This is a genomic window from Bacillus sp. DWP3-1 (assembly GCF_049896565.1).
In the GTDB taxonomy this organism is placed as follows: Bacteria; Bacillota; Bacilli; order Bacillales; family Bacillaceae; genus Bacillus.
This window is the reverse complement of the sequence record NZ_JAFCUN010000009.1, coordinates 55,766-62,455: the sequence shown is the minus strand read 5'-3', so window position 1 is coordinate 62,455 and position 6,690 is coordinate 55,766. Positions and strand designations below refer to the sequence as shown.

The window sequence follows — 6,690 nt, the reverse complement described above, 5'->3', positions numbered from 1 at the left end:
ACCGAAGTTTTGTTTTTCGCCAGTTTGACTGACTACCTATGATGTTTCATAGGATTTTTTTATAAAAACTCGAATTAACAGGTACGTTTTGTCTTGTTTAGTTTTCAAAGATCATCTTCGCCGTTCTTAGCGGCTTTAATAATATAACATTTCGCTTCATCTTATGTCAACAACTTTTTTTAAGTTTATTTCCCGAAGCGTTTTGTGTTTGTCACTGTGTGTCAGCGACGATTAATAATATATCACGAAAATATTCTATCGGTCAACGCCTTTTCAAAACTTTTTTTGAAATAGTTTTATTGTGCATCTCAAATCCTTGTCCTGCATACAATCAAGTAACAATCTCGGACAAGGCAGGAGTGTTTGAATTGAGTCGATTATATGTGTTTCCTATTAAACGGCTGAAGCAAGCCGTCATTATTCTTGTAGCAGCCCTTGCAGCTGCAACCTTTTTTTATGTACAAAAGGCACCGCCGCTGTCGGTATTTAAAACAGAACACGGACCCCGAGCCATTTATAAAGGCGAGACTTCCTCAAAACATGTCTCCCTTACTTTTAATATCGGCTGGGGAGATGAGAAGGCTGTTCCTATTTTAAATGTCCTTCGAGAGTACGATATAAAGAACGCTACTTTCTTTCTGTCTGCTTCTTGGGCTGAGCGTCATCCTGATATCGTCAAACAAATTAGAGAGGACGGTCACCAAATCGGCAGCCTTGGCTATGCTTATAAAAATTATAGCCAGCTTGAAGATAGTGAAATCAAGCAAGATCTTGTCCGGGCACAAAATTCATTTCAAAAGCTTGGACTAGATGACATTCAACTATTAAGACCGCCAACTGGGCAATTTAACGAAAAAGCATTGAAAATTGCCACACAGTACGGTTATACCGTTGTCCATTACAGCGTCAACTCACAAGATTGGCTGAATCCGGGCGTCGATCAGATTGTTCAGAATGTAAATGATCGAATGAAAAGCGGAGATATTGTTCTCCTACATGCCTCAGATTCAGCAACCCAAACCGCTCAAGCCTTACCAGCTATTTTGAAACAAATCAAAGAAAAGAATTTAAAAAATGTGACGGTTGGCGAACTGATCTCCAATACCAAAACAAGGTCATCGGAAGTTAAGTAGCTTTCGCCTTTGAAAACCGCGGCATAGCTAACAACTGAAACGCATTACAGCCTAATAGCGGAAATAGCATTAAATACAGCCAGTCCTCTTCGTTGACTCTGAGCGCCGGGAACCATTCTATCGACGTGATGACAACCATGAGAAACATTGCGGAAACAAAAGTTTTCTTAGAGGACTGCTGCTGTTTAAAGTAAGCCACGATCAATGCGAACACACCGATAAAGACAGGCAGCCATAGGTATGGAAGAAATGATTCATTCTCTCCAAAAAACAAAAATCGCAAGTAAGCTAAATCAAACAGCACAAAGATCACCAGAAACAGCTGAATGGTATTCCATAGAGAATGTGATCGGAATATCTCTAACGCAAACCGGTGCACCGTTAAAAAGACAACAAACCCCATCTGACTAATGACACTAAAAATCATCCCCACACCAATGAACCAAAACAACACAGATGCGATTTCTAGTATTTCAAACGATATAAAAAGCTTCTGATATTTCCCCCACTCCAGCGCAAAGCCAACCACGCTTGTAATGACCGCTCCAACAGCTAGCACAGAGAAGAAAAAACGAACTAAATCCCGACTTTTCATTGAATTGATCCAACCCCTATTTTTGTTATGTATAAATTTACGTGAAACATTCATATTAAAAGTAAGACATGTAACGAAAGGAGCCACAGTATGTCAAAAGGCATCTTGCGTATAATGAGCTGTTTTCTCCTTTTATCTCTAACAGCTTGTGCTCCCAAAACCCAATCCTCATCTAATATGGACTATGACGAAACAAAGAAAATGGTCGTCGATATATTGAAGACAGATGACGGTAAAAAGGCCATTCAACAGTTATTAAATGACGAGGCAATGAATGAAGCTTTGGTAATGGATGAACAAACTGTGAAAAAAACGATAGAGAAAACACTGACTTCTGATAAAGGCAAAGAGTTCTGGAAGAAGGTCTTTGAGGATTCTAAATTTGCCGAGACTTTCGCTAAATCCATGCAGCAACAGCATGAAAAGATGTTAAAACAGTTAATGAAGGACCCTGACTATCAGCAATTGATGATGGATATTCTCAAGGATCCCGAAATGGAAAAGAAATACGGTGAACTGGTGAAAAGCAAAGAGTTCAGAAAGCACTTAGAAAAAGTCATTACAGAAACATTAAGCAGTCCTCTTTATAAGAAGAAATTCGAAGATGAGCTTAAAAAAGCAGCATCTGAAAGCAGTGATTCCGGATCAAAAGGCAGCGAAGAAAGCGGCAGTTAAACATCACCCGAGGGGACATTCATCCACTCGGGCTTTCATTATGCTTTTACTGCTAATTGTTCAATAACTTTATTCGCAATGTGTTGATACACTTCTCCCGTCGGATGACTCGCATCATAGACAGATGGAGCAAAATCATCTTCATTCCAATCAGGCTGCCTTAGAGGAATTTGACCAAGGACCGATACTCGCAGCTCTTCCGCCAGCTTATCCCCGCCTCCTTTTCCAAAGACATATTCTTTCTCACCTGTTTTTTTGCTTTCATAATAGCTCATATTCTCAACGACACCCAGCACCTCGTGATCTGTTTGCAGTGCCATTGCGCCTGCTCTAGCAGCAACGAAGGCAGCTGTAGGATGCGGTGTTGTGACAATGATTTCTTTACAGCTTGGAAGCATTGTATGAATATCAAGCGCCACATCTCCCGTTCCAGGCGGAAGGTCTAATAGTAAGTAATCTAATTCTCCCCACTGGACTTCGTGGAAGAAGTTATTCAGCATTTTACCAAGCATCGGTCCTCTCCAAATGACCGGTGCATTTTCTTCAACAAAAAAGCCCATTGAAATCACTTTGACACCAAAGCGTTCCACAGGAATAATTTTTTCCCCTTTAACAGTTGGTCTGACGGTGATTCCCATCATATCCGGTACACTAAAGCCATAAATATCTGCATCAATCAGTCCGACTTTTTTCCCTAGACGAGCCAGTGCTACAGCAAGGTTAACAGACACGGTGGATTTACCAACGCCGCCCTTTCCACTCGCAATCGCAAGGAACTCAGGCGGATTTTTAGAGTTGAGCAGGTTTTCTTCCTCATCTTGCGAAGGCATAAACCTTTCAAGTGTTTCCTGAGGGAGCTCTTCAAAACGAAGTCCTACTGTGTTAGCACCCTCTGCTTTCAAGGCTTGTACGATGTCTTGCTGAAGCTTCATCTGCTCAGCAGTGCCCGTTTTGGCAATAGCCACCTTTAAGCTCACATGTTCTTTCTCAGGCTTTAGGCTGATTTCCTTGATGGCATCCAGCTCACCAAGCGGTATATGAAGGAAAGGTTCGTCCATCTTCCCAACTAGTTTTCTCACATCATCTTGTCCGATCATAGCAGAACCTCACCCTTTATTGAATTCGTTTACAATCCAAGTATATCATACATATCCTTACAATGTCTGTCCTGTTTGCCTGCGTACAAAAGGAAAAAGCCCCTTATTCAGGCGGCTCTTTTTGCTCTGTCAAATATCTTAAAATGCCTTTATAAATGGAGGCAGCAATTTGATCTTGATATTTAGGTGTTGCCAGCTGACTGGCCTCTTTCGGATTGGAGAGAAATCCAATTTCCACAAGAGCTCCTGGCTTCGTCACGTTTTGCATTAAATAAATGCCATTGATCCGCTTCGCCTTTCGATCTGTGTTTTCAAGATTATTGCGTAATTCATCTTGTATGAACTTCGCTGCCTTTTCATTCTCTTCATATTTCCCGTAAAAAAACGTCTGTGCGCCGCTCCATTTGTTCGATGGGATCGCATTTAAATGAATACTTAAATAGAGATCGGCTTCAGACTCATTGATGGCTTTTACACGGTTTCTTAGATCCTCCGCTTTCTTTCGGGCATATCCCTTTGTATTCTTTGATGATAAATCAGAATCATCCTCGCGGGTCATAAGAACAAGGGCACCCTGCTCCTGTAAATAGTCACGTATCTTCATGGATACATCCAGTGCAATCTCTTTTTCAAGCAACTCTCCTCCTACAGCCCCGCCATCTGGACCGCCATGACCCGGATCTAAATAGATGATTTTGCCGCTCAAAGGCAAGTTCCACGATTTCCACGAATCATCATTTAGAAACTGAAACCTGAATAAGAATAAGAGGACAATAAACCCGATTAAAAACCCTGTCCATTTCAGCTTTCTTTTCATCCCTGTCCCTCCCATACACCATTATTTTATAGATATGGGACAAGGGCTGGAAATATGCTTAGTGCAGCCGAAGCTTATGCCTTTTTTCTGATTCTCGAAAGCCTTCCTGCCACCACATGCTTAAAAAATCCTTCGCAAATGGATACAGGCACGACATCTTCCGCTCCATTCGGAACATATTCCCCCACGATTGCAAACACCCTGCTAGCTCCTCAACTAGTTCATCTTCTTCATGAACTGACCTCTTCTTTATATCATCAAATGATTCACCGTACTTGCTCGACTCACCGTATCTCCCACCAGCTAAAAAAGCTTCAATGGCGAAATCGATACAGCCATCACTCATAATCCCAGCTGGATCATCTGCAAATGGGAACAGCTTCTTCGTGAATTTCTCGGAAGCAACCGTGACCTGTTGAAGAGACAATGTACGCAACAGCTTCTTTTCAAGCGTGACATCTCGTTTTGTTTTCAATTGATAAAATGAAAGAACTTCTGCCATGGACTGAACTCCTTTTTTCTTTGTATTGTTCGTTGGTTTGAACAAAACATGCAGTTCAGTAAATGGAAATCAATGAGCTAATGGATTGGAAAATTGTGATAAGATGAACATTTATATATAGAAAGAATGGAAAAGGAGCAAAATCAATGAAGAAATGGATGTATATCCTGCTGCTACTAACAGTCGTCTTATCTGGATGCAGCAGTCAAGCGACCAAGCAGAAGAGCGACATAAAAGGAATAGAAGACATATCCTTAAAACAGCTTTCCAAGCACAAAAATTCTTACATTGGAGACAACGGAGCAATCGGCGCTATTTTATCAGATCTTCCAGGTAACGTGATTCGCGAGTATGAAATCGTAGATGAAAAAGCGCTAAAAGTGACATACGGCGTGAAAGAAAATGCCAATGATACAGAAGAACAATTTGATACATTTTGGTTTGATAAGAAGGATACCATTGAAAAAAACTACTTATATAATGCATTGGCACTTTTTATTCTTATCGATAACGTAAAGCAAGTAACACTTAATATGAGCTCTAAAGACGAGTCGTCCGTCACGTTTAAAAGAAAACAGCTAGAAAAACAGCTCCCTCACTCTTTTAAAGTTTACAAAGACGATACAGCGCTTTGGCAAAAGGAATTGGTTGATGGAGTTGTGAAGTCAAAAGAGAAACGCCAAGATGTATACAAAGTGTTTCCAATGCAGAAATAATAAAACAGAGGGGTATCTCCCTCTGTTTTTTTGATGATTATGTAGTAAAAGCCTTAATTAAACGTTGTCTAAAGTTTTGATCCACTGCTGTAGTAAGCATAAATTCATTGAATACTCCCTCAATCCAGTGAGAATTGTTCGCTTTCGGATCATTGATAAATAGAGAGAGGGATATAGAGGATGTATGTGTTTTTCGATATAAAGCACCTGTGAAAACAAACAATGTTGCTCCGCCTTTATACCAAAGATATTGATCTGTTTCCTTTTTGAATGTTTCTCCCAGTACGATTTGGCTAAAAAGACTTTTTTCTTCTGTTGTTAACAGCTCATCCTGCAGACGTTTCATAAGATGTGCATATTGATTCGTTGTAGACTTTGTCATCTTTTGCGTCAGTAATGATTGAATACGCAAGCTTAACAAGTTCTTTTTCATCAATTTTTCTTCTAACGCCTTTTTTTGCTCTGGGTTATTTTTAATGATATTAAAAATCTCAATCATCAGAGATTTGTATTGCTCATCAGTTACACCGCTCATTTTCTTTAATGCATCCCGCCGATGATTAGATACATAGGATGACCACAACAGCTTGGGTGTCAGCGGCATGAGTTCATCATGTTCTGTAAGACCTGCTTGTTTCATCTGATCATTGATCTTATCTAAGCCGAGCCGGTCAATCAAATAATCAGTACAAGCATTCGAACTGACTTGCATCATCCCTTTGGCAACATCTAATAAAGTTGCATGCTCAGAAAAATCGTTGACCTCCAGCCAGTATGTGTGAGCACCGCCATCTGTTCTATCAATATAAAACCGCTCTATATCAGACAATGTCACTTTTTCATCTGGCTTGATGTCACCGCTGGATACAGCTTTAACAAAATGAAACAAAACCATTAATTTCACCGTACTTGCAAGTGGTGTTTTTTGATTACCATTCCAATCTAATACCACATCTTCATTTTCAATGATTGTCACTGATACGCCCTTTTTGTTTTTTGTGACAAATGTCAAAAGATCTTCCTTCGTTTTCTTCATATCTCTTTTATACAACAGGACATCAACCACCAAGTAAAGTATGACCACACCTAAGACAACTAGACCGATTTTGAGTAACATGTTTCTCCTTTCCAAATAACTAAGGATTTATATATTTA

Annotated in this window: 8 protein-coding genes; 3 read left to right on the top strand and 5 right to left on the bottom strand. The window is 40.0% G+C overall.

Annotated elements, in window-relative coordinates; genetic code table 11:
* Positions 1 to 368: 368 nt before the first annotated feature.
* Positions 369 to 1,133, top strand: coding sequence for a polysaccharide deacetylase family sporulation protein PdaB (gene pdaB, locus ACP7A0_RS17950; RefSeq protein WP_106031893.1), 765 nt, complete (start codon positions 369 to 371; stop codon positions 1,131 to 1,133).
* On the opposite strand, the gene ACP7A0_RS17945 is transcribed toward pdaB, so the two are convergent.
* A complete protein-coding gene (locus ACP7A0_RS17945) occupies positions 1,126 to 1,728 on the bottom strand; it encodes a KinB-signaling pathway activation protein (protein ID WP_106031894.1) in 603 nt (200 codons plus the stop codon). The two genes, pdaB and ACP7A0_RS17945, sit on opposite strands and share 8 nt — an antisense overlap.
* 90 nt (positions 1,729 to 1,818) lie before the next feature.
* Between ACP7A0_RS17945 and gerD the strand changes: the two genes are divergently transcribed.
* Positions 1,819 to 2,403 carry a spore germination lipoprotein GerD gene (gerD, locus tag ACP7A0_RS17940; RefSeq protein ID WP_003217144.1) on the top strand — a complete coding sequence of 195 codons (585 nt, stop codon included), beginning with the start codon at positions 1,819 to 1,821 and terminating at the stop codon, positions 2,401 to 2,403.
* Between the two features lie 38 nt (positions 2,404 to 2,441).
* On the opposite strand, the gene ACP7A0_RS17935 is transcribed toward gerD, so the two are convergent.
* The 3 genes from ACP7A0_RS17935 to ACP7A0_RS17925 form a co-directional block, all read right to left on the bottom strand.
* Positions 2,442 to 3,500, bottom strand: coding sequence for an Mrp/NBP35 family ATP-binding protein (locus ACP7A0_RS17935; protein ID WP_106037500.1), 1,059 nt, complete (start codon positions 3,498 to 3,500; stop codon positions 2,442 to 2,444).
* Positions 3,501 to 3,603: 103 nt separating this feature from the next.
* Positions 3,604 to 4,317, bottom strand: a complete 714-nt coding sequence (gene cwlD / locus ACP7A0_RS17930) for an N-acetylmuramoyl-L-alanine amidase CwlD (RefSeq protein ID WP_066031431.1) — start codon at positions 4,315 to 4,317, stop codon at positions 3,604 to 3,606.
* Positions 4,318 to 4,375: 58 nt separating this feature from the next.
* A complete protein-coding gene (locus ACP7A0_RS17925; protein WP_050945810.1) occupies positions 4,376 to 4,819 on the bottom strand; it encodes a YbaK family protein in 444 nt (147 codons plus the stop codon).
* Positions 4,820 to 4,965: 146 nt separating this feature from the next.
* Between ACP7A0_RS17925 and ACP7A0_RS17920 the strand changes: the two genes are divergently transcribed.
* Complete coding sequence (locus tag ACP7A0_RS17920) at positions 4,966 to 5,535, top strand: DUF4825 domain-containing protein (RefSeq protein WP_106039701.1); 570 nt, start codon at positions 4,966 to 4,968, stop codon at positions 5,533 to 5,535.
* A gap of 37 nt (positions 5,536 to 5,572) precedes the next feature.
* Here the strand turns inward: ACP7A0_RS17920 and ACP7A0_RS17915 are convergent, their stop codons facing one another.
* A complete protein-coding gene (locus ACP7A0_RS17915; protein ID WP_223260772.1) occupies positions 5,573 to 6,652 on the bottom strand; it encodes a serine hydrolase in 1,080 nt (359 codons plus the stop codon).
* Positions 6,653 to 6,690: the final 38 nt, after the last annotated feature.